24 protein-coding genes and 1 other RNA gene are annotated in these 25,004 nt (G+C 51.1%); all 25 read left to right on the top strand.

Going from position 1 to position 25,004, the window contains the following annotated elements:
* Nucleotides 1-1,548, top strand: a complete 1,548-nt coding sequence (gene hemZ, locus NUV48_07835; protein MCR4442051.1) for a coproporphyrinogen dehydrogenase HemZ — start codon at nt 1-3, stop codon at nt 1,546-1,548.
* A gap of 28 nt (nt 1,549-1,576) precedes the next feature.
* Nucleotides 1,577-2,857, top strand: a complete 1,281-nt coding sequence (gene hisS, locus NUV48_07830; protein ID MCR4442050.1) for a histidine--tRNA ligase — start codon at nt 1,577-1,579, stop codon at nt 2,855-2,857.
* Complete coding sequence (gene aspS / locus NUV48_07825; protein MCR4442049.1) at nt 2,850-4,631, top strand: aspartate--tRNA ligase; 1,782 nt, start codon at nt 2,850-2,852, stop codon at nt 4,629-4,631. The genes hisS and aspS overlap by 8 nt, the downstream gene beginning before the upstream one ends.
* Before the next feature lie 73 nt (nt 4,632-4,704).
* Nucleotides 4,705-4,887: non-coding RNA, 6S RNA (gene ssrS, locus NUV48_07820), on the top strand.
* Between the two features lie 423 nt (nt 4,888-5,310).
* A complete protein-coding gene (locus tag NUV48_07815; GenBank protein ID MCR4442048.1) occupies nt 5,311-6,807 on the top strand; it encodes an EAL domain-containing protein in 1,497 nt (498 codons plus the stop codon).
* A gap of 38 nt (nt 6,808-6,845) precedes the next feature.
* Nucleotides 6,846-7,226 carry a Na-translocating system protein MpsC family protein gene (locus NUV48_07810; protein MCR4442047.1) on the top strand — a complete coding sequence of 127 codons (381 nt, stop codon included), beginning with the start codon at nt 6,846-6,848 and terminating at the stop codon, nt 7,224-7,226.
* 83 nt (nt 7,227-7,309) lie between these two features.
* Nucleotides 7,310-8,011 (top strand): tRNA threonylcarbamoyladenosine dehydratase, encoded by a 702-nt coding sequence (locus tag NUV48_07805; protein ID MCR4442046.1) that lies wholly within the window; start codon nt 7,310-7,312, stop codon nt 8,009-8,011.
* A gap of 122 nt (nt 8,012-8,133) precedes the next feature.
* On the top strand, nt 8,134-8,394 hold the full coding sequence (locus tag NUV48_07800) for a metal-sensitive transcriptional regulator (protein MCR4442045.1): 261 nt from the start codon (nt 8,134-8,136) through the stop codon (nt 8,392-8,394).
* Nucleotides 8,395-8,407: 13 nt separating this feature from the next.
* Complete coding sequence (trxA, locus tag NUV48_07795) at nt 8,408-8,734, top strand: thioredoxin (protein ID MCR4442044.1); 327 nt, start codon at nt 8,408-8,410, stop codon at nt 8,732-8,734.
* A 139-nt stretch (nt 8,735-8,873) separates the two neighbouring features.
* Entirely contained in the window at nt 8,874-10,220 is a 1,347-nt protein-coding gene (locus NUV48_07790; GenBank protein ID MCR4442043.1) for a replication-associated recombination protein A, read from the top strand.
* Complete coding sequence (gene mnmA, locus NUV48_07785; GenBank protein MCR4442042.1) at nt 10,213-11,322, top strand: tRNA 2-thiouridine(34) synthase MnmA; 1,110 nt, start codon at nt 10,213-10,215, stop codon at nt 11,320-11,322. The genes NUV48_07790 and mnmA overlap by 8 nt, the downstream gene beginning before the upstream one ends.
* A gap of 69 nt (nt 11,323-11,391) precedes the next feature.
* A complete protein-coding gene (locus NUV48_07780) occupies nt 11,392-11,871 on the top strand; it encodes a PRC-barrel domain-containing protein (protein ID MCR4442041.1) in 480 nt (159 codons plus the stop codon).
* A gap of 19 nt (nt 11,872-11,890) precedes the next feature.
* The gene (locus NUV48_07775; GenBank protein ID MCR4442040.1) at nt 11,891-12,067 is read left to right on the top strand and encodes a hypothetical protein; all 177 of its coding nucleotides are present in this window, start codon (nt 11,891-11,893) and stop codon (nt 12,065-12,067) included.
* Nucleotides 12,068-12,098: 31 nt separating this feature from the next.
* Nucleotides 12,099-12,299, top strand: a complete 201-nt coding sequence (locus tag NUV48_07770) for a hypothetical protein (GenBank protein MCR4442039.1) — start codon at nt 12,099-12,101, stop codon at nt 12,297-12,299.
* Between the two features lie 113 nt (nt 12,300-12,412).
* The gene (locus tag NUV48_07765) at nt 12,413-13,447 is read left to right on the top strand and encodes an AI-2E family transporter (protein MCR4442038.1); all 1,035 of its coding nucleotides are present in this window, start codon (nt 12,413-12,415) and stop codon (nt 13,445-13,447) included.
* Between the two features lie 203 nt (nt 13,448-13,650).
* On the top strand, nt 13,651-16,296 hold the full coding sequence (alaS, locus tag NUV48_07760; GenBank protein ID MCR4442037.1) for an alanine--tRNA ligase: 2,646 nt from the start codon (nt 13,651-13,653) through the stop codon (nt 16,294-16,296).
* 107 nt (nt 16,297-16,403) lie between these two features.
* Entirely contained in the window at nt 16,404-16,634 is a 231-nt protein-coding gene (locus NUV48_07755) for an IreB family regulatory phosphoprotein (GenBank protein ID MCR4442036.1), read from the top strand.
* Nucleotides 16,635-16,702: 68 nt separating this feature from the next.
* Nucleotides 16,703-17,650 (top strand): aldo/keto reductase, encoded by a 948-nt coding sequence (locus NUV48_07750; protein MCR4442035.1) that lies wholly within the window; start codon nt 16,703-16,705, stop codon nt 17,648-17,650.
* Between the two features lie 12 nt (nt 17,651-17,662).
* A complete protein-coding gene (ruvX, locus tag NUV48_07745; protein MCR4442034.1) occupies nt 17,663-18,082 on the top strand; it encodes a Holliday junction resolvase RuvX in 420 nt (139 codons plus the stop codon).
* Nucleotides 18,083-18,292: 210 nt separating this feature from the next.
* A complete protein-coding gene (locus NUV48_07740; protein MCR4442033.1) occupies nt 18,293-20,374 on the top strand; it encodes an ATP-binding protein in 2,082 nt (693 codons plus the stop codon).
* A gap of 88 nt (nt 20,375-20,462) precedes the next feature.
* Nucleotides 20,463-20,732, top strand: a complete 270-nt coding sequence (locus tag NUV48_07735; protein ID MCR4442032.1) for a DUF1292 domain-containing protein — start codon at nt 20,463-20,465, stop codon at nt 20,730-20,732.
* Between the two features lie 147 nt (nt 20,733-20,879).
* Complete coding sequence (locus tag NUV48_07730; protein MCR4442031.1) at nt 20,880-22,241, top strand: VanW family protein; 1,362 nt, start codon at nt 20,880-20,882, stop codon at nt 22,239-22,241.
* Between the two features lie 49 nt (nt 22,242-22,290).
* Nucleotides 22,291-23,319: an endolytic transglycosylase MltG gene (gene mltG / locus NUV48_07725; GenBank protein MCR4442030.1), complete on the top strand. Its 1,029-nt coding sequence runs from the start codon at nt 22,291-22,293 to the stop codon at nt 23,317-23,319.
* Nucleotides 23,320-23,417: 98 nt separating this feature from the next.
* Nucleotides 23,418-24,641, top strand: coding sequence for a U32 family peptidase (locus tag NUV48_07720; protein ID MCR4442029.1), 1,224 nt, complete (start codon nt 23,418-23,420; stop codon nt 24,639-24,641).
* On the top strand, nt 24,634-24,825 hold the full coding sequence (locus NUV48_07715) for a DUF4911 domain-containing protein (protein ID MCR4442028.1): 192 nt from the start codon (nt 24,634-24,636) through the stop codon (nt 24,823-24,825). Before NUV48_07720 ends, NUV48_07715 begins: the two co-directional genes overlap by 8 nt.
* The last annotated feature ends 179 nt before the right edge of the window (nt 24,826-25,004 follow it).

Here is a 25,004-nt window from a genome sequence, read left to right as displayed (position 1 = left end):
ATGATTATTTCTGATGAAGCCGGGGATGCTGCTGTTTTGCACGATCTGCTGAGAGCGCATTTTCCGGGCATCGTTTTGGAACACGTCCCGGCGCTCAAGACAGGGTTGGAAGCCGAAAGCCGGCAGACGGCGGAAAAAGTGCTGGTTATCCGGAGGATTGCCGGCAGCAGTCCTGGATTCGGCGCTGTCCTGGTTGCGGAGGGGAAGAAATACTATCACACGGAGTGCTTGCAGCCCGGGATGTTTGGAGAAGAGAAAACGAACCGGGAACGCAGGCTTATGCGCCTTGCTGTGTATAAAGCTATTTCTTCTTACTGCGCGGACATGATAGAAAAAGGAAACGAAAAAAGCGACGTTTTGGAGCCAAGCCCGTGGGGCATCCTGACAGGTGTCCGGCCGACCAAAATTGTGCACAGGCTGCTTGATCAGGGGTTTAGCGGGGAAGAAGCGCTGTTTCACCTTAGGCGCGACTTTGGCCTGAGCAGTTCGCGGGCTCGCCTGGTAATAAACACAGCCGGCAACCAGAGGCCATACTTGCTGGCCAAAGATGAAGCCAGAAGAAGGGTCAGCGTCTATGCCGGGATCCCTTTTTGCCCTACCCGTTGCCATTATTGCTCTTTTCCTTCGTACTCGCTCGGGAAATGGGGCCATCTCCTTTCCGGTTACCTTGAGGCCTTGTACAGGGAAATACGGTCGACGGGCGAACTGCTGGAAAAAGCGGGACTTACGGTACAGACGTTCTACTTGGGGGGAGGAACTCCCACCGTGCTTACGCCCGAACAGCTTGACGGGGTGCTGTCAGCTTTTGAGCAGAACTTGCCCAGGGAAGAAAAGTGCGAAATTACGGTAGAAGGCGGACGGCCGGATACGATCGATAAGGAAAAACTTGTTGTCTTGAAAAGCCATAAAGTGGAAAGGATAAGCATTAATCCCCAGACCATGCACGAACCGACCCTGCTGTCCATCGGGAGACAGCACACTACCGGCGCGGTGGAAGAAAGCGTGCGGCTGGCCAGGAAAGCGGGGATACCAGCGATTAACATGGACCTGATTATCGGCTTGCCCGGCGAAAACAGGGAAGTGCTTGCCGGCACCCTGAAAAGGGTTCTTGCCTGGAAGCCGGAAAACATTACGCTCCATGCCCTGGCAATTAAAAGGGCGGCTCTTTACAGGCAGGAAAGGCTGGAACTGCGGCTTCCCGGCCACGACGAAGGCCGGGCCATGATGGAAGAGGCGCGCGAAATGCTGGAGGGGGCGGGTTATCAACCGTACTACCTTTACAGGCAAAAAGAGATACTGGCGCATGGTGAGAATGTGGGTTATACCCTGGAAGGGTATCCGTGCCTTTACAACATTCAAATGATGGAGGAAAGACAGACGGTCCTCGGTTTTGGCGTGGGGGCTGGCAGCAAAATTGTGAATGTAAGGAACTGGAGTGTCGATAATTTTTATAATCCAAAGGACTTGCTGGTTTACATGGCCCGGCTGGAAGATTTAATCAAAAGGAAGGTCGACAGGCTGGAAGCCTTTGTAAACGAAAATGCCTGACTATATTATTGTGGAAGGATGGTTTGGCATGCTTACAACCAGACCCAGAGGAACGAACGACTTCCTGGCCGGGGAAATTGAAAAATGGCATTATCTGGAGGGCCTGCTGCGCGAAGTTGCGTGCCTGTATGGTTTTGAAGAATTGCGCACGCCGGTTTTTGAACACACCGAACTGTTTTTGCGCGGCGTTGGAGAGACGACAGACATCGTATCCAAGGAAATGTACACCTTTTCAGACAGGGGCGAGCGGTCCTTGACCCTGCGCCCCGAAGGGACCGCACCCGCGGTGCGGGCTTACGTAGAACACAAGCTTTATGCCGGGCCGCAGCCTGTAAAATTTTACTACCTGGGCCCCATGTTTCGCTATGACAGGCCGCAGGCCGGCCGCTACCGCCAGTTTCACCAGTTCGGCGTAGAGGTGATTGGTTCGCGCCACCCCGGGGTAGATGCCGAAGTGATAGCTATGGCCCTGGATGTGTTCGAACGCCTGGGTTTGCGCGGGCTGACCGTGGAGCTTAACAGCGTGGGCTGCCCGGAGTGCCGGCCGGCTCATGCCCTGAAGATGAAGGAGTATTTGAAGCCACTCAAGGCAAAACTGTGCCCGACCTGCGGGGAGAGGTTCGAAAAAAATCCCCTCCGTATTCTTGACTGCAAGAACCCGGAGTGCCGGGAACTGGCCCGCGATGTTCCGGCTGTTTCAGATATGCTGTGTGGCGGCTGCCGGGAGCATTTCCAAAAGGTGAAGGAGTATCTCGCCGTTTTGCAGGTCCCCTTTCGCCTGGAACCTCGCCTGGTAAGAGGGCTGGATTATTATACCATGACCGCCTTTGAAATAGCGGCCGAAGGAATAGGCGCGCAGTCGTCCATTTGCGGAGGGGGAAGGTATGACGGATTGGTCGAACAGTGCGGCGGTCCTCCCATGCCGGGAATAGGCTTTGCCATGGGGCTGGAACGCATCCTGAACACCTTGGAGCAGCAAGGTCTGGAAATCGGCGTGAAGGGAGGAATTCAAGTATTTATCGCCGCGATTGGCCAGGAAGCGGACCTCAAGAGCGCCGAACTGGCGCAGAAACTGCGCCGGCGTGGGCTGGCCGTGGAAAGGGACTACCTGGACAGGAGCCTGAAAGCACAGTTAAAAGCAGCCGACCGGCTCCGGGCTCCATACACAATCATTCTGGGAGAAGATGAATTGAAGCGAAAACAGGCCGTCCTCAGGAGGATGAATGACAGCAGCCAGGTCGTTCTTCCCCTGGATGAAGTGGAGGACTATCTAATAAAGGATTTGGAGGGAACGGGAAAAAATGAGTGAGACGATTCGGGGCATGAAGCGCAGCCATTACTGCGGCAATTTGAGCAGCGAAAACGCGGGGGAGACGGTCACCATAATGGGGTGGGTAAACCGCCGGCGGGATCACGGCGGGGTAATATTTATAGACCTGAGGGACAGAGAAGGCTTGGTCCAGGTCGTTTTCGACCCTAAAATGGGCGAAGAGTTTTTCAAAAAGGCGGAAACCATCCGCAACGAATACGTACTGGCCGTAGTGGGAGAAGTCAGGCTCCGGCCGGAAGGGAGCGAAAATCCCAACCTGGCGACCGGGGAGGTCGAGGTCGCGGCCGTCGAATTTCGCATACTGAATACGGCCAAAACACCGCCGTTTTGCCTGGCCGGTGAACTGGACGTGGACGAGGCGGTTCGCTTAAAATACCGCTACCTTGATTTGCGCAGGCCGGTGATGCAGCAGGCCCTTATCCTGCGCCATGAAACAGTGCAGGCGATCAGGGAGTATTTCTCGGCACGGGGATTTTTGGAGATTGAAACTCCCATGCTGACCAAAAGTTCTCCGGAAGGGGCGCGGGATTACCTGGTTCCCAGCCGCCTGCACAAAGGAGAGTTTTATGCTCTTCCCCAGTCGCCACAGTTGTTTAAGCAGCTGCTGATGGTATCGGGAGTGGACAGGTATTTTCAGGTGGTTCGCTGTTTCCGGGATGAAGATTTAAGAGCCGACAGGCAGCCTGAATTTACCCAGCTTGATGTGGAAATGTCTTTTGTGGAACGCGAGGATGTCCTGTCAATTATGGAAGATATGATTGCCTTCGTGTTTAAAAAAACCCTGAACAGGGAAATCAAAACCCCGTTTTCGCGGCTGAGCTATACTGAGGCGATGGAGCGCTACGGCGTGGATAAGCCGGATTTACGATTTGGCCTGGAGCTTGTGGATGTCAGTGAGGAAGTCAGGGGAAGCCAGTTCAAAGTTTTCAGCCAGGCGCTGGAGCGCGGCGGGAGGGTGAAAGCCATTAATGCGCAAGGATTGGGACACTATTCCAGGAAAGAGATAGATGAGTTGACCCAATTTGCGGGCGTTTACGGCGCAAAAGGGCTGGCCTATTTTATCCTGACAGAAGAAGGCATAAAATCGCCGATTGCCAAATTTTTCGGCGAGGAGCAGCTTGCCGCTCTTGTTGCCAGGCTGCAGGGCAGACCGGGCGATCTTTTGCTCATGGTAGCCGACGAACCGGGTGTGGTGGCCGCTTCACTGGGGCACCTGCGGCTGGAGATTGCCAAAAGATTAAACCTGATTGACCAGGATGAATTCAATTTCCTGTGGGTTATCGATTTCCCGCTGCTGGAATGGGCCCCCGAAGAAAAACGCTGGCTGGCCGTTCACCATCCTTTTACGTCTCCCGTGGAAGAGGATATTCCGCTGATGGACAGCGATCCCGGACGGGTCAGGGCCGTAGCGTATGATATGGTGTTGAACGGGGTGGAAATAGGAGGGGGAAGCATCAGGATTCACCGGCGCTGGCTGCAGGAAAAAATGTTCAAAACCCTCAGCCTGGCCCAGGAGGAGGTAAAAGAAAAGTTCGGTTACCTCCTGGAGGCTTTCGAATACGGCGTTCCACCGCATGGAGGCATAGCTTTCGGTATTGACAGGCTGGTCATGCTGATGGCCAAAAAGCAGACCATCCGCGACGTCATCGCTTTTCCCAAAACACAGAGCGCTGTGGATTTGATGTGCCAGGCGCCGTCAAGGGTTACGGCCGGGCAGTTGAAAGAACTGCATATTAAGATAAATACAGAGTAAAATTAAACCAGGAGTTTACGGAACTTGCATAACCGCAGGCATTATGCTAACATTTAAGTGCGAAGGATATCCTCGTACCCTGCGGTGCCCGTGTGAAAGAGCCGATTAGTTTTGAGCCAACACCTTTACATCGGGAACCCGGACTCTGGCTGTGGCTTGCAGGCCTGCCGAGACAGGAAGCAAAAAGCAGCCGGGAGGGTACCCACCTGCCGAGAGCAGGTTCAAAACAACGGCCCCACGGCATAGTGGGGTTTTATTGTACTTAAAAATTATGCTTTCGTTTAAAATTTTACGTAAACAAGAAGGAAAAAAGAAGGTTATGTCGAATAATGTTAAATGCTGGCAAAAGAGGCATAGCGTTATTTGAAAAAGAGTAATAATATAATGCCTGGGGATGGCTATCAGCGGCTGTTACCCAAAATTGAGAGCTCGGGCTGAGGTTCAGTATTACCAGGATACGGAGCACACCGAAAAACCTTTCAAGGTTTGGGGTGTGCTTTTTTACTATGCAGAAATAAAAACCAGGCATTTCCACCAGACCAAAAAGGAGAGAAATACATGGAGAGAAGGGGGGAAGACGACTTTACTCTCTGAGAGTATAAGGGTTTCTGAGGGTAAAGTCGATTTGTTTAATCCAGTCTCATTCATTTCAGTCCAAGGGGAGGCTGTCCGTCAGGTCATGAAGTCCGGAAATAAAGGTGTACAGGGAAAAGTAGTATTAACAATCACCGCATTTGGTATCATTTTGTTAGGACTGTTACACGTGTATCTGGATTATCAAAGGCTTATCTATTGTCTTCCGGTCATTTTCATAATCATAGCGGCTTTTTTATGGGGGAAATTCCAGGCCAGGCGGGACTTGCTGGCAGGCAGATATGCAATTCACTATGATTCATTGACGGATTTGCCAGACAGGGAGGCGTTTTTGAGACACCTTGAGGCCTGTTTGAGAAAAAGCACGCGCGAGAATAGGCTCCTGGCAGTAATAGATATGGATATTGATCAATTCAACGAAATTAATGATATTATGGGCCCTTTGATCGGAGACGAGTTGTTGAAGGCAGTTACAGTGAGACTCCGGGATATGCTGGGCCATGAAGCGTTCATTGCCCGCTCAGGGGCGGATGAATTCCTGCTCGCTCTTCCAAATGTTTTTAGCCTGGCGGACATTGAAGGAACCGCCGGTAAGATTATCAATAGTTTTGAAAAGCCGTTCCCTGTTAACGGTAACGCCTTGTATGTCACGGCAAGCATGGGTATTTGCATCTACCCGCTGCACGGGCGCGATTCGATCCAGTTGATACAGTTTGCCGGCATTGCGCTTAACAAGGCTAAAGACCTGGGGAAAAACTGCTACAGCTTTTTTAACGACAGGATGGTCCTCAAAAACGCGGAAAGAGTGGTCATTGCCAACAATTTGAGAAGGATTGTCCAGCAGGGGAGCTTTAACGAACTGGCAATCTATTACCAGCCTCTTTTGGACCTGAAAAGAGGTATAATAATTGGAGCCGAGGCCCTGCTTCGCTGGTTCGATCCGGAGAAAGGCCTGGTCATGCCCGAGTCGTTTATAACTATTGCCGAGCAAACCAATCTAATAGTGCCTATAGGTGAGTGGGTGCTGCGTTCCGCCTGCCGCCAGTTAAAGACCTGGCTTGAAACAGAATTTCCCGTACGCAGGGTTTCGGTTAACATTTCAGGGATTCAACTGCGCGACCACCGTTTTATAAACACACTAAACGGCATACTAAAAGAGACGGACCTTAAGCCGTATTATCTGGAATTGGAAATTACAGAATCTGTGGCCATGAATATGGATAAATCCGTAGTGATGCTGGAAAGATTGAGAAACCTTGGAGTCAGGTTGATCCTTGATGATTTTGGCACAGGATACTCTTCCTTGAATTATTTAAGCAAAATACCGATCAACGCTCTTAAACTGGATTACAATCTGGTGAGAGGAATCCCCTGGAACAACAAGGATGTAGCCATAGCCGAATCCGTCATAATGCTTGCCAAAAGATTAAAGATTGAAGTGATTGCTGAAGGTGTCGAGACAACCGAACAGCTTGAATTTTTTAAAGATCTGGGGTGCGATTACGTCCAGGGCTTTTTGCTGGGTAAACCATTGCCTCCAAGCGAACTGTCAGATTTAAGGAACCTGAAAACAATCCGGTGAGAAACGCATATCAATCATCTCGGCTGCAGGAGGAAAAAATGTGGTGGAAATCGATATATGACCTGGAAAAGGAATTAAGAAAGTATTTTATAAGAACGCATATTGAAACTTTTGGCAAAGGTCCGGAAGACATGTGGGTGAAAATAAACCGCAATATTGGGACTTTCCTTTGTTCGGGGACATTGACGTTTCTTGAAGAGAATTTAAAAAACCTTCCTGACGGGCCGGAGGAATTGTTGAGGCTCAGGAAGAAGATTTGTGGCAACCTGGAACAGCGGGTATTAAGTGATATAGAATCGATCAGCGGAATAAAGGTACTGCATATTGTGTTTGGACTTTCCATGGAAGAAAACGTATTATATGGAGCCATTCTGTTTAAAGACAATGTGGAAGATATGCTTAAAGCGGGTACTATATAATTCGTCAGATGAATAAAATTGAGGAGTCATTTTAGTTATAATATATCTTGTGAATATAGATTATCCAAAACGGAGATGCCGCCATGCACCAGTTGTCGAGGATGGAGTTGTTAATAGGCAAGGAAGGGTTGAACAGGCTGGCCTGCAGCGTGGTTGCGGTATTCGGCGTCGGCGGGGTGGGGTCATTTGCCGTGGAGGCCCTGGCCCGCGCCGGGATCGGTGGGCTCGTCCTGGTCGACCCCGACAGTGTTTGTATAACCGATCTCAACAGGCAGCTGGAAGCGCTCCATTCGACGGTCGGCAGGCCCAAGGTTGAAGTCTTGCGGGAGCGCGTGCAGGACATCAATCCCGCTGCCAAGGTGACGGTTTTCAAGGAAAAGGTCGATGAGAGAAATATCCGGGAATATGTACGGCCAGGCATCTCTTATGTGGTCGACGCCATCGATGATGTGGGCGGCAAGCTGGCTATTATTGAAACTTCTGTCTCCAGGGGCATACCTGTCATATCAGCGATGGGGGCCGGCAACCGGTTGGATCCGGCTCGCTTCAGGATAGCTGATATTGGCGAGACTTCAAACTGCCCTTTGGCCAGGGCCATGCGCCGCGAATTAAAAAAGAGAGGGATCAGCGGAGGAGTAAAGGTGGTTTTTTCGGATGAGCAGCCGGTTAAACCGTCCTGTGCACCGGGCGAGGGGAAACGCCTCACCGGGAGCGTTTCGTTTGTCCCGCCGGCAGCTGGCCTATTGCTTGCTTCCGGCGTAATTCGCGATTTGCTTGGGATTTAGCGGCAGAAACCCGGACAGCATTACACGGACAGCTCAAAATAACCGCTCAAAATAACCGCTTGACAAACTCTTGAGATAACCAGTATAATTATATTGAAGATACCCCCGGGGGGTATAATGAGATGGAAGAAAGCATAAAAAGGAGGCTCAGGCGGATAGAAGGACAGTTGAGAGGAATTCAGCGCATGATTGACGAAGATGCTTGCTGCATGGATATTCTTGTCCAGATATCCGCCATAAGAGCTGCTGTATCGAAAGTGGGGATCATGATTTTTGAAAACCACGCCAAAAAATGCTTATCAAACGGCCTGAAAGGGGATGCTAAAGAAAGGGAGGCGCTTCTGGCCGACCTGATGAGCGTGATGAGCAATTTTATCAAGTAAGGAGGCGGAAAAAATGGCTGATAATATTATCCAGGTGCAGGACAGTAATTTTAAAGATGAAGTTCTTGAAGCCGGTACTCCCGTCCTGGTGGATTTCTGGGCTGCATGGTGCGGGCCCTGCCGGATGATCGCTCCTGTCATTGAGGAACTGGCCAGTGATTACCGGGGTAAGGTTAAAGTGTGTAAGCTCAATGTGGACGAAAACGGCAAAACTGCCCAGGAATACGGTGTTATGAGCATACCGACAATTATCATTTACAAAGACGGGAAAGAGGTAAACCGCCTGGTCGGTTTTATGCCCAAGGCCAATCTCAGCAAGGCGCTGGACCAGGTTTTGTAGCCTATCTGCATTAATATAAAGAAGCCGCGCGTTCAAACGCGGTTTTTTTCTTTGCCGGCTTTTGGGGTTATCCAAGCGGCGGCCAGCCGTGTTGCAGTATTAGAGCGACAGGGATAGAATTATTTTAGAGGTGGTGACGATGGATCTTTTTGCTCAGGCGCAAAAGGATGCTTTGAAAGGAAGGGCCCCTTTGGCTGCCAGGATGCGCCCGGAGACCCTGGACGAATTGGTTGGGCAGGAAGCGCTCATCGGTCCAGGCAAGCTTTTGAGAAGGGCGATTGAAGCGGACCAGCTCGGCTCTATGATTTTTTACGGCCCGCCGGGGACGGGGAAGACCAGCTTGGCTTTTGTCATCGCCAGGATGACAAAGTCCCATTTTGTCAGGTTGAATGCGGTGACATCCGGGGTGAACGAACTGCGCCAGGTGGTCAGGGATGCGGAAGAGAGGCTGGGATTCTACCAGCAGGGGACTATTGTGTTTATTGATGAAATTCACCGTTTCAACAGGGCCCAGCAGGACGCTCTTCTGCCGTCGGTGGAAGAAGGCAAAATCGTTTTGATCGGGGCTACCACTGAAAATCCTTATTTCAGTGTTAATTCACCCCTGCTTTCGCGTTCCCGGCTTTTTAGACTGGAACCTCTGAGCACGGGCGATATATTGGCGCTTTTGCGCAGGGCCCTGGCAGACAAGGAAAGAGGTCTTGGTAATTACCGGACGGCTGTTTCGCCTGAAGCCCTGGAACACCTGGCCCAGGCGGCCCGGGGTGATGCCCGGCTGGCCTTGAACGGTTTGGAACTGGCGGTTATGTCAACACAGCCCGACGAAAACGGAGTGAGAGTCATTGACCTGGCTTGTGCCGAGGAGTCTATCCAGGAGAGGGTCGTTCTCTATGACAGGACGGGTGACCAGCATTACGACGTTTTTTCCGCTTTTATCAAAAGCATGCGCGGTTCGGACCCCGATGCCGTTCTGCATTATCTTGCCCGCATGCTGCATGCCGGCGAGGACCCCCGGGCCATCGCCCGCAGGCTTCTGATTCACGCGGCGGAGGACGTGGGGCTGGCGGATCCTCTGGCCCTGGTGGTTGCCAATGCCGCCGCCCAGGGTTTTGAACAGGTGGGACTGCCGGAAGGACAGCTTCTTTTGGCTGAGGCAGCGCTGTACATAGCCTGTGCCCCGAAAAGCAATTCGGTCCTGGCTGTCCATGATGCCATGGCCGATGTTAAGAACGGGAAATACGGACCGGTTCCCATGCACTTGAGGGATGCCAGTTATCCCGGCGCCGGGAAAATGGGACATGGAAAAGGATACAAGTATCCTCACGATTATCCGGAACACTATGTTGAGCAGGATTACCTGCCCAGGGAGTTGAAGGGAGTAAAGTATTATAAACCGTCGCTGATGGGAAAGGACAGGGGCGTTTTATATAAAAAGGAAGCAAAAGGGCTGAAGACGCAGTATATTTCAGGTGATGGCGATGATTGAAAAAAGAAGAATAAACAAAGGCGACCGTGTTGTGGTGGCCATGAGCGGCGGTGTGGACAGTTCCGTAGCCTGTGCCCTGCTTCTTGAGGAAGGTTATGATGTGATTGGTGTTACCATGAAGACGTGGGAATGCGGCACGGCGGATCTGAGGGAAAACGCCTGCTGTTCCACGCAGGCTGTCCAGGATGCCCGCAATGTGGCGGAAAGGCTGGGCATTCCTCATTATGTGGTGAACTTTCAGGAACTCTTTGCCCAAAAAGTTATCGGTTATTTTATTGACGAATACCTGCGCGGGAGAACGCCTAACCCATGCATAGCCTGCAACCGGCATATCAAGTTCGGGGCTTTGATAAAAAAAGCACGGGAACTGGAAGCCGCCGGTATCGCCACCGGGCATTACGCCAGGATCGATTTTGATGAAAGAACAGGGCGCTACCTGCTTTACCGGGGGGATGACAGGAGCAAGGACCAGAGCTACGTATTGTATAACCTTACCCAGGAGCAGCTCGCCTGGACCATTTTCCCCCTGGGCGCTTACAGCAAGGAGCGTATCAGGGAAAAAGCCGCGCAGCTGGGCCTTGCCGTGGCCAAAAAACCGGAGAGCCAGGAAATATGCTTTATCCCGGATAACGACTATAAAAGGTTTTTAGAGAATAAGGCCGCCGCAAAGGAGATTAAACCGGGGTACTTTCTGGATACCAAGGGAAAAGTCATTGGAAAACACAAAGGCTTGCCGTATTACACCGTGGGCCAGCGAAAGGGCCTGGGACTGGCGATGGGTTACCCGGCTTACGTGGTGGCTCTTGATCCAGAAAATAACAACGTGATTGTGGGGCGTGAAGAAGAAATCTACAGGGAAGGTCTCCGAGCCAGGGACAATAATTTTATCGCCCTGGAAAGCCTGAAGCAAGAGCTGGATGTGGAAGCCAAAATACGCTACGGCGCAGAGCCTGCCCGGGCCGTTATATCACCGGAAGAAGACGGCAGGGTCTGTGTGCGGTTCCTGCAGCCGCAGCGGGCCATCACTCCGGGTCAGTCCGTGGTCTATTACCGGGGCGACCTGGTAGTGGGCGGCGGGGTCATAGACGAGGTGTTTTTTTAACATTGAGAGAACGAATTATTTTTTAACCGCCTGTCTATACTATAGTCAAGCTAGTGTAAAGTTGTGGAAATGAAAAAGGAACTGGAAAAGATGAGAAAAGGCCGCGAGTTCCGGAACAAGCCCGTTATTGATGTTTCGAGCGGAAAACTGCTGGGGTATGTAGTGGGGTTCAAACCGGGAGAAGACCGGAGGCTTGAAGGCCTGTTTCTCATTTCTCCGCGCCGTGAACCGTTTTATCTGCCATTTCAAAGTGTGAGCAGCGTGGGCCGGGATTCGGTTATGGTGAAAATACGGCCCGGGGACCTGACGATGGAGGCGGGCCAGGAATGGGAAGGGCAATTTTACCGGGGCCTGGCGGTTGTGACGCTTTCAGGCGAAAACCTTGGCATAATTGAAGACATCGTTCTCGGAGAAGAACAGGGGATGATTGCCGGTTTTGAGGTTTCCGACGGGTTGTTAAAGGACCTGGTGGCAGGGAGAAGGATAATTCCTGCTGAAAATGTTCTTAAATTCGGGGATGATGCGGTTATTATAACGGATACTCAATGAGAATAGGGGGATAATAAAAATGAACTGTCCGGTATGCAGCGGCAAAGCCGTGGGACGGGTGGGGATCGACAGGTATTACTGCTGGAACTGCTTTCTTGAATACCAGCTTTATGGCAGTGAAGTTAGGATTTATTCGGTTTCAGAAGACGGCAGCCTGGTTGATTATGAACAGGCGGGAATAACGGGAATAAGCTGAGAGGCCAAGAAAAGACAGGGGAGGTGACAAGATGCGCTGGAGATTTATTAATGGTATGTTGGTTGGCGGCCTGGCCGGTGCGCTGCTGGCTATGCGTTTTGGCCGGCAGATGAAATCTGATCCCAGGCGGTTGCTGGTAGGTCAGACCAGAAGGGTCGGGCGGAGAACCGGCCAGATAATGTCAGGTGTGGCCAGGGAAGTACAGGGTTTTATCAGGAGGCAGGAAAGCTGAAATTGTGAAGATGCTGCGGTTTAATAAGAATAACAGGCATCTGTTGGGGTGATGAAGCTTTGACAGGTGCTTTATTGTCTTCACCTTAAACTGGCAGAAATGTGGCGAGACTAATGAATGTTTTCACCGTTTGGAGAAAAAAGTGGCGCCTGGCTGGAGTGTTGCTCGTTTTCGTGCTGCTGGCCTGGTTTTTCTTTGCTGTCCGGCAGGTGCTGGTGCCGTTCGTTATCGGCTTTCTGATGGCTTACGTTCTCGACCCCTTTGTCGATGTCCTGGAAAACAAGGGGATGCAAAGAGGTGTTTCTGTAGCTTTAATCTACATTCTTGTTACAGGAGCTATTGCCGTCACCGTCTTGTATGGGTTTCCAGCCTTGCTGGCGGACCTTAACCGGCTGGTCGATTCGCTGCCCCGGTATACCAGGGAATTTCAGGATGTGTTAAGGGGGATGCAGGACGGGTACAACCGGCTTCCTCTTCCGGACAGCATCCGGCTGGTTATCGATGAGACACTGCGAGGGATGGGAGAGATGGCTGCGGGCCTGGTGGAGGGAACCGCCCGGATTCTGTTGGGCCTGTTTTCTCAGGCCTTTAACCTTGTTTTGGCCCCGGTTTTAAGTTTTTATTTTTTGCTTGAGTTTAATCGTTTTGGCCGCGGCATCCTGAAAGTTGTGCCGGCACGGTGGCGCCGCGGCCTGGTCGTTGTGGGAAGCGAAGCAAACCAGGTGATCAAGAGATTTATCCGCGGCAATATCCTGGTGTCGATCATAGTCGCGGTTATGACCACGCTGGGGATGGTCTTGATTGGTATGGATTTCCCGCTACTTATCGGTCTGGTGGTTGGCTTGGCCAATCTAATCCCTTACTTTGGCGCAGTAATATCCGCTGTTCCGGCAGTCCTCCTGGCGTTGACCAAATCGAGGTGGATGGCCCTTTACGTGCTGGGTGTTATGATCCTAATCCAGCAAATCGAAGGAAACATCATTTCCCCGAGGGTTTTGGGAGACAGCGTGGGTCTTCACCCGCTTGTAATTATTTTTTCTCTGCTGGCGGCCGGGCAGCTCTGGGGTTTTATGGGCATGCTGTTCGCTGTGCCGCTTGCCGGAGTCATCAAGGTCCTGCTTAAACACCTTTACTGGCGTCTGCTGTAGCAGGCGTTTGGTTTCGTTGACAAAAAAGCGGCGTTTTCGTATAATTAACTCATTGCATATCCTGGAAAATAAAAAAGTCGTTTCTTAGGCAATCGCCGTGTAGCGGCAGACAGGACTGGATGCTGGAAACTCCCGTTCCTGACACGGAAGTGTTGGCGGTGGGAGTTTACTTTTTAGGTTTATGTTCTTGGGAGGTACGGTTTATGTTGAGCGGTAATGAGATCCGGGAAAAATTCCTGGCCTACTTCGAGAGCAAGGGCCATACGCGGGTGAGCAGTTCTTCGCTAGTCCCCCACAATGATCCGACACTTCTTTTTACCAATGCCGGGATGAACCAGTTCAAGGACCTCTTTTTGGGATTGGAGAGAAGGCCGTATAAACGTGCCGTCACTTCCCAAAAATGCGTACGGGCCGGTGGAAAGCACAACGACCTGGAGACGGTAGGAAGAACCGCGCGCCACCATACATTCTTTGAAATGCTGGGAAATTTCTCTTTTGGCGACTATTTCAAAAAGGAAGCCATTGCCTTCGCCTGGGAGTTTCTTACCGCGACGCTCGGCCTGCCGGAAGACAAGTTGTATGTGACCATTTACGAGGATGATGACGAAGCCTTCCAGCTTTGGAGGGAACTGACGCCGGTTCCTGCCGGGAGGATAATCCGCATGGGCGAAAAGGACAACTTCTGGGCGATGGGAGACACCGGACCGTGCGGGCCCTGCAGCGAAATACTGATTGACCGCGGCGAAAAATACACGTGCGGGCCAAACTGTGGCATAGGTTCCTGCGACTGCGACCGGTATCTGGAAATCTGGAACCTGGTGTTCATGCAGTTCAATCGTGACGCTGAAGGTAAACTTACCCCCTTGCCCCGGCCCAGCATAGATACAGGCATGGGACTGGAGCGCATAACTTCCGTCATCCAGAACGTGGACAGCAATTATGAAACCGACCTGCTCAAGCCAGTAATCAAGGCTATCGAAGACCTTTGCGGGAAACAGTACTTCAAAGACCAGCGCGGTTTCCCGTTCAGGGTGATTGCCGATCACATCCGTTCCTGCACATTCCTGGTAAGCGACGGGGTCTTGCCCGGGAACGAGGGCAGGGGATACGTCCTGCGCCGTATTCTGCGGAGAGCTGTCCGCTTCGGCAAGGTGCTGGGAATTGAGAAGCCGTTCATGTATAACCTGGTTCCGGTCGTGGTCGGTTTGATGGAAGGGGCATACCCGGATATAAAGGGCAACAGCGACTACGTGGCTAAAGTGATGTGCAGCGAAGAAGAGCGATTCCACGAGACCCTCAACGACGGACTCAGGCTGGCCCAGGAAATAATCGGCAGCATCAGGGGAAAGGGTGGGGACACCCTGCCGGGAGAAGAAGTATTTCGCCTTTATGACACTTTTGGCTTTCCCCTGGACTTGTCCCAGGACATTGCAGAGGAAGCCGGCCTTAAAGTCGATTTAGCCGGTTTTAACAGGGCCATGGAAGCGCAACGGGAAAGAGCAAGGGCAGCCCGCCAGGAAAGCAGGGCATGGGATCTTGCCCTAACAGTGAAAAACTTGGCCGGCGATTTACCGGCGACAGAATTCACCGGGTATGAAACATTGAACGTAAAAGCGCGCGTTCTGGCCTTGATCAAAGACGGGGAACTCATTAAGGAAGCAAGCGACGGCGATGAAGTATACCTGATAGTCGACCGCACGCCTTTTTATGCCGAAGGCGGCGGGCAGGTTGGAGACCGTGGGCTGGCTGCTGCCGCGGGCGGCAGCGTGAGCATAAATTCAACACAAAAAATGCCTGACGGCAAGTACGTCCATGCGGGAATCGTCACCGGTAGGATTGGGCAGGGAGAAACGGTAACCATGTCGGTTGATCCCCAGCTTCGCGCCGCGACGGAACGGAACCATACCGCGACTCACCTTCTGCACAGCGCTCTGCGCGGCGTGCTGGGCGAGCACGTTCACCAGTCCGGCTCAGCCGTGGAACCACAGAGACTGCGCTTTGACTTCAGCCACTTTGGAGCGGTCACCCCGGAGGAATTGAAAAAAGTGGAGGAACTGGTCAATGAAAAAATACTGGCCGCCATCGATGTGCGAGCGGAGGAGATGAGCAGGGACAAGGCCAGGGAGGCCGGGGCCATTGCCTTGTTCGGCGAAAAGTACGGCGAGGTGGTAAGGGTTGTAGAAGTGCCGGGTTTCAGCAGGGAACTGTGCGGAGGAACTCATGTCAGGAATACCAGCCAGGTTGGTTTGTTCAAGATCACGGGGGAGGGGGCCGTTGGAGCGGGACTCCGGCGCATTGAAGCCCTCACGGGCGCAGGGGTCAAAAAACGCCTGGATGAAGACGAGGAATTGCTGGACAGGCTTTCTTCCGTCTTAAAAGCACCGCGTCACGAATTGGAGCAGCGCGTGGAAGCGCTCCTGGAAGAGATCAGACAAAAGGAAAAGGCGCTGGAAAGGCTTGAAACCCGTGTGGCCAAGGGCCAGGTCGAGGAATATCTCAACAAGGCGGTGATGGTCATGGGTGTGCCCGTACTGGCCTGCAGGGTCGAGGCCCGCGATATGGATTCGTTGAGAAACATGGCCGATATGTTTAGAGACAAACTAAATTCGGGCATAGTAGTACTGGGAGCGATCATAGACGAAAAGGTCAGTTTTGTTGCTGCGGCTACAGGCGATCTCTTGCCAAGAGGCGTGCATGCGGGTAATATTATTAGGGAAGTAGCGAAAAAGACGGGCGGAGGCGGAGGCGGCAGGCCCGATATGGCCCAGGCCGGAGGCAAAGACCCGTCCAAACTGGAAGAAGCATTGGCCGGGGTTCCGCAAATCGTCGAAAACCAGCTCAAGAAATAAAAAGATATTTGGAGGATTATCGAACTCTGATCAAGAATATAAAAGGGGACAGCGATAACCTGGTTTAGCGGGGTGATGTCATGCCAAACGACAAGTTCGAACAGACCATGATGTATAAGGTGAAGTCCGATGAGGATATTAAAGCTGGTGCTGTCTTGCACCATGTGTACAATGCCCTCAAGGAAAAGGGTTACAACCCCATCAACCAGCTGGTGGGATATCTTTTATCGGGAGACCCGGCTTACATCACCAACCACAACAATGCCCGTTCCATGATTCGAAAACTGGAACGCGATGAGTTGCTGGAAGAACTGGTTCGCAGTTACCTGGGCAAATAACGTAAAGCCTCACACTGGGGTGTGAGGCTTTATCTTTATAGTGTTTGTAATGAAGGAGAGCACCGGATATGGAATACAAATACCTCGGGAATACGGGCATAAGAGTTTCAAGGTTTTGTTTCGGCTCGCTTACCGTGGGACCGCTTCAGGCCAATTTAAGCCTGGAAGACGGGGCGGCGGTCATTCGTTATGCGCTTGAAAAGGGAGTAAATTTTATTGACACTGCGAAGATTTACGGCACTTATCCCTATATAAAGAAGGCCTTGTGGGGCTGGGACAAACCCGTGGTCATCGCCAGCAAATCTTACGATTACACCAAAGAGGGTATGAAAAAGAGCCTGGAGGAAGCACGCCTTGCGCTGGATAGGGATTATATCGACATTTTTTTGCTTCACGAGCAGGAATCCGAACTGACCTTAAAGGGGCACAGGCCGGCGCTGGAATACCTGTGGGAAGCTAAAGCAAGGGGGCTTGTGAAGGCTGTCGGGGTTTCCACTCATACGGTGGAGGTTGTCAGGGTCGCGTCCGCCAGGGAAGACCTGGAGGTTATCCATCCCATTGTCAACATGCAAGGGCTGGGACTGCTGGATGGAAACCAGGCCGATCTGATGGCGGAATTAAAACGAGCCTACGAAAACGGTAAAGGGATATACGGCATGAAACCGCTGGGAGGGGGAAACCTGGTTCATCGGGCTAAAGAAGCGCTTGAATTCGCGTTTAGTTATCCGTATCTGCACAGTGTGGCGGTGGGCTGCAAACTGCGGGAAGAAGTTGAGTATAACCTAAAAATCATGAAAGGGCTGGAACCGCCTGCGATGTTGGCCTCATTTCTCCGGGGGGCTTCCCGTAAGTTGCATATCGAGGACTGGTGCACAGGCTGCGGTCTGTGTGTGGAGAGCTGCCCTTTCAATCTGTTGAAGGTCGAAAAAGGAAAGGCCGTGCTGGTGGGGGAAGACTGCATGTTTTGCGGTTACTGCGGGGCAGCCTGTAAACAGTTTGCCATTAAGATCGTGTGAAGGTGGTGGCTGATGCGCATACTTGGACTGGATGTGGGCGATAAAAGAATCGGTGTGGCAGTAAGCGATGGACTTGGGCTGACGGCCCAGGGGCTTACTACTATCGTCAGGAGCGATATAAAAAAGGATATAGAACGGCTTGCCGCGATTATCAGAGAACACTCCATCGAGAAAATCATAGTAGGACTGCCTCGCAACATGAACGGAACATATGGGCCGCAGGCTGAAAAAACAAAGGAATTTGTCAAGCTTTTAAGGAAGGAGATTCCCCTGGAGGTTGTTTTCTGGGACGAGCGGCTGACCACCGCTTTGGCCAGGCGCACCCTGCTGGAAGGCGACGTTTCGCGAAAAAAGAGGAGGGAGGTTATTGACAGGATGGCTGCGGTCGTGATTCTCCAGGGATTCCTTGACCGCGGCGGGAGTAAAGGGTAATTTTTTAATATTATTTAGGACCATGACAAAAAAATTTTTTGCTATTTACAAAGTTCGTCAAAAATCGCGAGATTTCTCCAACCGATTCGTGGTATTTATAATACTATAGATTATTTTGAATGCCAGGGTGTGTGACATTTGCAGCCATCTGTTGGAAGAAACTCTTTCCCGGTCAGGTCATTGTTATTCCGGAGCGCTGCCTTAATTATTGTGAGTTGTATTCTCGCCTTTTTCATCCACTCTTTTTTGTGGAACAGCAACCCAAATGTATGGCATACGGTTTTGGAAATCACATGCCTGGTTATTTCACTGGGGAACTTTTTTATTGTTTGGTTTACCTGTGAAGCCGGTGAGCGCATTAACAGGCTGGTGGGTTTCGGTTTCCTGGCGGCAGCCGTTTTTGAAGCGTTGCACTCTTATTATTATGTAGGTCTTAAACTGTACCCGGAGGGTATGCCTGAACTTTCAATTTGGTACGGGATGCTGGGCGTCTATACACAAGTGTTTACGCTGGTCTTATGGCTGTCTAATGTAAGAACAGGGATGAACAAATGGGTATGCCTTGCCTTGACCCTTTGCTGTTCTTTTGGAGTTTCCTATTTAGCCTATGCAAATTATTACCATTTGCCTGCGCTGCTGGATCAGAACGGGAGCACGCTTTTCCAAAAGGGCGCCGATTACACCATAATAGCCGTTGGCCTCTTTATTCTAGCGGTTTTGAAAAATAATCTAAAAGGCAAAGCGGCAATCACCGGCAACTATTTTTTTAAGGCTGTGCTGCTGTTACTGGTTTACAGCTTTTGTTTGGCCGCTTTTGGACCAGCGTCGCCGTTTTGCATAGTCCTGGGACACATATTAAGCATCTCCGCCCATGTTTGTTTGCTGCAGGGAATCGCTCTGAGCGCAGTCGTTTTTCCGTACAAGACAATTGAAGCCGAACGGGACGCGTTGGCCGGGAGTTTGGAGGGCATTCCCGGGGGCATCCTCGCTTTTGATAAAAGACTAAGGAATAATTATGCGAACAAACGCGCGCTTGAGCTGCTGGGATGCCGAAGGGAAGATGTCCGGGGCCGCACCATCGGCGAAATCATGAAGATGTCTGGGGAACGGCCCGGCCGCTGCTTTGAACTGAAAAGAGACATCTATCACCTGGAAAACGGTTTTCTTGTGCTTTTCGACGACCCGAAGAAGGAATTGGAACTGAATAACCTGGGAAGCCAGGCCCAGACCATTTTGAACTCCATCAACAATACCGTGCTGGTTCTTGACAGCAACCAGGACATTGTCATGTGCAACAAAGCCCTGGCGGAAACGGTGAGAATGGAGATCCACGAGATTTTGGGGCTGAATGTCAACGAGTTTTACCGGATAGCCGCTATTACAAAAAGGGATTACACCGGTCCGGGGGAACGGGGCCAGGCTGCAAATTCCGTGAAACTTACTGTTTTTACACCGGATGGCGGAAAGAAAGAGATGCTGGCAAGCGAAACGCCTATTTACAACCAGGACCATGAATTGACTGGGACAATCATTGTAGGTACCGATGTCACTCTTTTGAGAATCGAACAGCAAAAACTGCAGCAAAAAGAAAGACTGGTTATCCTGGGACAAATGGCTGCCGGGATTGTGCATGAAATAAAGAATCCGCTTACCGTAATCAAAGGATTCAGCCAGATAATCAAGCTGATCACCGGGGATAATAGAATAATGGAATATATAAAACAGATCGACAATGAAACGGAACGCATCAACAAGGTGGTCACCGATTTTTTAAGGTTTGCCAGGCCTCGCCCGCCGGCTTTTCAGAGGTTGGCGGCGAATGAACTCATCGATTCCGTAACGATGCTGATTGAGTCCAACACGTTTGTGCGGGGTATTGAGACCGTGATCGAGCGAGGCCAAGGAGATCTTACTGTCCTGGCTGACGCCGACCAGCTTAAACAGGTCTTGTTGAATATCGCGCAAAACGGTATTGACGCCATGACCGGCGTGGAGCGGCCCCGCTTGAAAATAACCTCCGGCTTTAATAATGACACGGGCGAGGTATATATAGCCATTGCCAATAACGGCAAGCCGCTTACGCCGGAGGAAAAGATGAGGATGGGCACACCGTTTTACAGCACAAAGGAAAAAGGAACAGGTTTGGGCTTAAGCATCTGCTACCAGATCATCAAGGAACACAACGGCAGGATTGATATAGAAAGCGAAGCGGGGCATGATACGGTCTTCACGGTTTCTTTGCCCCATTACGGTGAAGCGTCGCATGGGGAGAAGAACCTGGCGGCCATGTGAAAAAGGCGCATCTTTTCCGGTTAAGTTGACAACTATATTACCAGGGGTTAAAATGACTTTAACGAAACAGGAAAGAGGTGGAAAACGAATGGTTGACAACGAGGAAAAGATCGTGCTAGTGGACGAAGACGGCGAGGAACACGAATTTGTTCTGATTGACGTTCTTGAAGTAGACGGCGCGGAGTACGCCATTCTGGAGCCAATGGAACTGGATGTGGAAGAATCGGAAGCTATAATTCTCAAGGTAGGCAAGGATGAAAACGGGGAAGATATACTCTACGATATTGAAGATGACGAAGAGTGGGAAAAAGTTGCCGACAGGTGGCAGGAAATGATCGAGGAGGATGTAGAAGAATAATCTATATAGAGATAAAATCTCTTGCTGAAAAGCAAGAGATTTTATTTTGTCCGCGAGTCTTGCATAAAATACCAGCAAATGGAAAATTATAATTAAGAAGGGATGTCTTAATAAACCAGATAACAAAGTGGGGAGATTATCGTGTTTGTGGGAACACAGACCAAAAGATCGCTGGGCGTGCTTTTAACGCTCTTTTTATTGGCGGGAATTTCCCCGCCCTTATGTGCTGATGAGGGTCGGGTTATCCCCGGTGTTTTTTTCAACGGCTGCCCGCTCGGAGGCAAAGAAAGGGAAGAAGTGCTGGCCGTTGTTGAGGAAGTAAACGAACGGATGGCAGGCTGTCCCGTGATTATGGAACTGCCGGGTGGAGAAAAAATAGAAACCACTTACCGGGAGATGGGATTGGGCATTGACGCTGAAAAGGTTTGGCAGGAAGCCTTTTTTTTAGGCCGTTCGGGAAAATGGTGGAATGATATTTGGACAAGGTGGCAGACCGGACGAAAAGGGACCCAGGTCCCTCTTGTCCTGCAGTTAGACAGGGAAAAAGCCCTGGAAACCCTGAATCGCTTGACTGCTCCCTGGTTTAGGGCTCCCAGGGAAGCCAGCCTGGTTATAAAACCTGATGACAAGGTGGAGATTACGCCGCACGAGTATGGCCGGGACGTGGATAAAGAGGCTGCCCTGCTGGCGCTGGAAGAAAAGATAAAGGCCAATCCGGGGGCCGCAATTTATGTTGCGCTAAAATTTTCAGAAATAAGGCCGGCCAAATTGCAAAGCGACCTGGAGGCGTATGGGATAACGGGGTTGGTCAGCAAGCATTCCACTCAGTTCAACACTGCGCGGCTCAACAGGACCCACAATATACAGCTGGCGGCCAAAGCTCTTGATTATTGTTTCGTTTTTCCGGGCCAGGTTTTTTCGTTTAATGAGGTGGTTGGGCCTAGAACCAAAGAAAGCGGTTATGATGAGGCCGATATCATCCTGCAGAACGAGCTGGTTCCCGACATCGGCGGGGGAGTATGCCAGGTTTCCACTACACTGTACAATGCAGTTTTAAAGGCAGAACTGGAAATCATTGAACGCACTCCCCACTCCCTTATTGTGCCTTATGTGTCTCCTGGACTTGACGCCACCGTGGTTTACGGGTTCAGGGACTTTAAGTTCCGAAACAGCGGGGAGTGCTGCCTGGTCATTAAAACGGAAATATACCAGGGAAATCTGACGGTTAAAATATTTGGAGAGGCAAAGACCGGCCGCAGAGTCGTCCTGAAAAGCTTCAAGGAAAAGGAGATACCACCCGGTACTATCTATCGCGATGATCCCCAGGTTCCCCAAGGCCAGTATATACTTGAAAGGGCGGGTGAACCCGGCTATGTTTACAGGGTGGAGCGTTTTGTGTACGATGCTCAGGGCAGCCTGTTGAAAAAGGAATTCATTTCTCGCGATTATTACCCGCCTGTCGACAGGATCATCAAGACTTTTTCCAGTTCTCCTTCGCTGTCCAATTGATCAATTCTATAGTATAATAAACAATCATGGGCTGCGAGGAGATAAGGTGATGAATATACCCGTGTTGAAAAAGCAAGCTTTAAACCGGGGACTTCTAACTTTTATTCTGTTATTGCTGGTTATCCTGGCCGGCTTTGGAACCGTCCTCTACGGCCAGCTTGGTCCTGCCCGGCCGGGAACGGGCCAGGAAGAAATATTTATCATAAAACCAGGCGCGACACCTCTCGAAATAGCATCCGACCTGGAAAAACAGGGCTTGATTAAAAGTTCAAGGGCCTTCCTTCTTTATTCCCGCCTGGCAGGTAAGATTGACAGGTTTAAGGCGGGGCAATACTTGCTAAGTCCTTCGTATAACACGCCGAAAATCGTTGATATTATCGAGAAAGGAAAAGTGGCGACTATTACCTTTACTATTCCGGAAGGGTATACCCTCCGCCAGATTGCGGATGTGCTGGTCAAACAGGGCATAGCCACGGAGGAAGAGTTCTGGAATGCGGCAAAACAGGGGCACTATGATTATCCTTTTCTTAAAGACCTGCCTAAAACGGAACGGCGCCTGGAAGGGTATCTTTTCCCCGATACATACCTGATCCCCAAGGGAATGAAGGTGGACAAGGTGATTGACCTGATGTTGAGGCGGTTCGACCAGGTTTATAAGAAGCTGCCGAATAATAAAACCGGTTTGACCACGCACGAAGTGGTAACCCTCGCTTCGATTGTGGAAGGCGAGGCTGTTTTGGATAAAGAACGTCCCCTGATAGCGTCGGTCTTTTTAAACCGCCTCAAAATAGGCATGAAGCTTGATTCGGATGCCACCATCCAGTATTCGCTGGATAAACATACAGAAAGGGTTTTGTACAAAGATCTGGAGATAGATTCGCCGTATAACACATATCGCCATAAAGGACTGCCGCCCGGACCCATTGGCAGTCCCGGCGAAGCCTCTTTGCGCGCCGTCTTGGAACCCGCTGAAACAAAGTACCGTTATTTTGTCGCCAAGAAGGACGGCAGTGGGGAGCATGTTTTCGCTGTGAGCCTTGCTGAGCACGCGGAAAACAAAAAGAAGCTGGGGTATTGATTTGGGGTCAAAATGAAAGTTGAGCGGGAGATGTTCTTCATAAAATGGAGGGATAAAGTGTTGAACAGTCTCGCGGCCATTGTAAGGAGACGGGTGCCGTGAAAAAGGTCGAACTCCTGGCGCCGGCTGGAAACCTGGAAAAGCTGAAGATCGCCGTTCATTACGGGGCGGATGCCGTATATGTTGGCGGTAAGGCTTACGGGCTTAGGGCCGCTGCCGGCAACCTGACCGGGGAAGAGATGAGGGAGGGTGTTGAGTTCGCCCACCGGAAAAAAGCCCGGGTCTATGTGACCGTTAATGTTTTTGCCCGTAACGGCGACCTGTACGGGCTTCCCTTTTACTTAAAAGAGTTGGAAGATATTGGAGTGGACGGGATTATTGTTTCCGACCCCGGGGTGTTGATGATTGCCCAGGAAATGAAGAGCAGGCTGCCGGTTCATTTGAGCACCCAGGCTAATACCACCAACTGGGCTGCGGCGAACTTTTGGGAAAGCCAGGGAATAAAGCGGGTTGTCCTGGCCCGTGAGCTTTCTCTTGAAGAGATCAGGGAAATCCGGAGCAGGGTGAAAACCGAGCTGGAGGTTTTTGTCCACGGGGCGTTGTGCATCTCTTATTCGGGGCGGTGCCTGCTCAGCAATTACATGGCTCAAAGGGACGCCAACAGAGGGGAATGCGCCCAGCCATGCCGCTGGAATTATGCTCTGGTGGAGGAAAAGAGACCGGGAAGGTACTACCCCATACACGAAGACGAAAGGGGTTCATATATCTTCAATTCCCAGGACCTATGCCTCATTCGCCATCTTCCCCGCCTGATTGAAGCTGGGGTGGACAGCTTAAAGATTGAAGGGAGAATGAAGAGCATACATTATGTGGCTACCGTCGTGATGGCGTACCGCCGGGCGCTTGATGCTTACTATCAAGACCCTGAAAACTATTCTTTCGATCCTGCCTGGTATGAAGAGGTCACCAAGGTGAGTCACCGTGACTACACTACGGGTTTCCTCTTCGGGAGGCCGGGGACAGATGACCACAATTATGCGTCTTCTTCCTACCGGCGCTCGTATGATTTTATCGGCCTCGTCCTGGATTACGATTCGCAGACCGGCTGGGCTACAGTGGAACAGCGCAACAGCTTCAAAACAGGCGATGTGCTGGAATTCACGGGGCCTCAAACTCCGCTTTTTTCTCAAAAGCTGGAAGTGATGACCGACGAAGAGGGAAATCGCCTGGAGACGGCGCCGCACCCGCGACAGGTCGTCCGTTTCCCGGTTAAAAAGAAGCTGAAAGCGTGGGACCTGGTCAGGAGGGCCAAAAGTGGATAATGAGATTTATATTAAAGTGCCGCGGGAGAAAATTTCATTTCTGACCAGGATTATCGAGGGCTATGACCACCTGGGGGTGGTATCCACCGTTAATTCCCAGGAGGGGCTGGTGGTGATCAGGGTAACCCCGGATACGGCGGCCGGGATAAGGGAGATCCTGGACGGGTTGCCTTTTTTGGAATAGAAATTGTCCCTTGCCATGCGTTGCAAAAGGAGATGTCATCAGGCGTATCTTATGGGGAGCATCTCGTCTATGATATTGAACGACTAAAACGGCATTTTCCTTCAGTTCCTATTAATATTGTTCTAATTGATGCAGACGACGAATAAAGATTATGTCTAAAAAAAATTCTTCCTGGCAAG

This window comes from Peptococcaceae bacterium (assembly GCA_024655825.1).
Taxonomy (GTDB): Bacteria; Bacillota; Peptococcia; order DRI-13; family PHAD01; genus JANLFJ01.
The sequence above is the reverse complement of the archived record's forward strand: the minus strand, read 5'-3'. Positions and strand labels throughout refer to the sequence as shown.

Bases quoted from the DNA above. Each gene is read 5' to 3' on its own strand.
- NUV48_07755 (MCR4442036.1), top strand. From the start codon at position 16,404: ATGATGTATAAGGTGAAGTCCGATGAGGATATTAAAGCTGGTGCTGTC.
- NUV48_07800 (MCR4442045.1), top strand. From the start codon at position 8,134: ATGGAAGAAAGCATAAAAAGGAGGCTCAGGCGGATAGAAGGACAGTTG.
- NUV48_07805 (MCR4442046.1), top strand. From the start codon at position 7,310: ATGCACCAGTTGTCGAGGATGGAGTTGTTAATAGGCAAGGAAGGGTTG.
- hisS (MCR4442050.1), top strand. From the start codon at position 1,577: ATGCTTACAACCAGACCCAGAGGAACGAACGACTTCCTGGCCGGGGAA.
- NUV48_07765 (MCR4442038.1), top strand. From the start codon at position 12,413: ATGAATGTTTTCACCGTTTGGAGAAAAAAGTGGCGCCTGGCTGGAGTG.
- NUV48_07810 (MCR4442047.1), top strand. From the start codon at position 6,846: ATGTGGTGGAAATCGATATATGACCTGGAAAAGGAATTAAGAAAGTAT.
- mnmA (MCR4442042.1), top strand. From the start codon at position 10,213: ATGATTGAAAAAAGAAGAATAAACAAAGGCGACCGTGTTGTGGTGGCC.
- NUV48_07790 (MCR4442043.1), top strand. From the start codon at position 8,874: ATGGATCTTTTTGCTCAGGCGCAAAAGGATGCTTTGAAAGGAAGGGCC.
- alaS (MCR4442037.1), top strand. From the start codon at position 13,651: ATGTTGAGCGGTAATGAGATCCGGGAAAAATTCCTGGCCTACTTCGAG.
- NUV48_07775 (MCR4442040.1), top strand. From the start codon at position 11,891: ATGAACTGTCCGGTATGCAGCGGCAAAGCCGTGGGACGGGTGGGGATC.
- NUV48_07815 (MCR4442048.1), top strand. From the start codon at position 5,311: ATGAAGTCCGGAAATAAAGGTGTACAGGGAAAAGTAGTATTAACAATC.
- ruvX (MCR4442034.1), top strand. From the start codon at position 17,663: ATGCGCATACTTGGACTGGATGTGGGCGATAAAAGAATCGGTGTGGCA.
- NUV48_07780 (MCR4442041.1), top strand. From the start codon at position 11,392: ATGAAAAAGGAACTGGAAAAGATGAGAAAAGGCCGCGAGTTCCGGAAC.
- hemZ (MCR4442051.1), top strand. From the start codon at position 1: ATGATTATTTCTGATGAAGCCGGGGATGCTGCTGTTTTGCACGATCTG.
- trxA (MCR4442044.1), top strand. From the start codon at position 8,408: ATGGCTGATAATATTATCCAGGTGCAGGACAGTAATTTTAAAGATGAA.
- mltG (MCR4442030.1), top strand. From the start codon at position 22,291: ATGAATATACCCGTGTTGAAAAAGCAAGCTTTAAACCGGGGACTTCTA.
- aspS (MCR4442049.1), top strand. From the start codon at position 2,850: ATGAGTGAGACGATTCGGGGCATGAAGCGCAGCCATTACTGCGGCAAT.
- NUV48_07750 (MCR4442035.1), top strand. From the start codon at position 16,703: ATGGAATACAAATACCTCGGGAATACGGGCATAAGAGTTTCAAGGTTT.
- NUV48_07735 (MCR4442032.1), top strand. From the start codon at position 20,463: ATGGTTGACAACGAGGAAAAGATCGTGCTAGTGGACGAAGACGGCGAG.
- NUV48_07770 (MCR4442039.1), top strand. From the start codon at position 12,099: ATGCGCTGGAGATTTATTAATGGTATGTTGGTTGGCGGCCTGGCCGGT.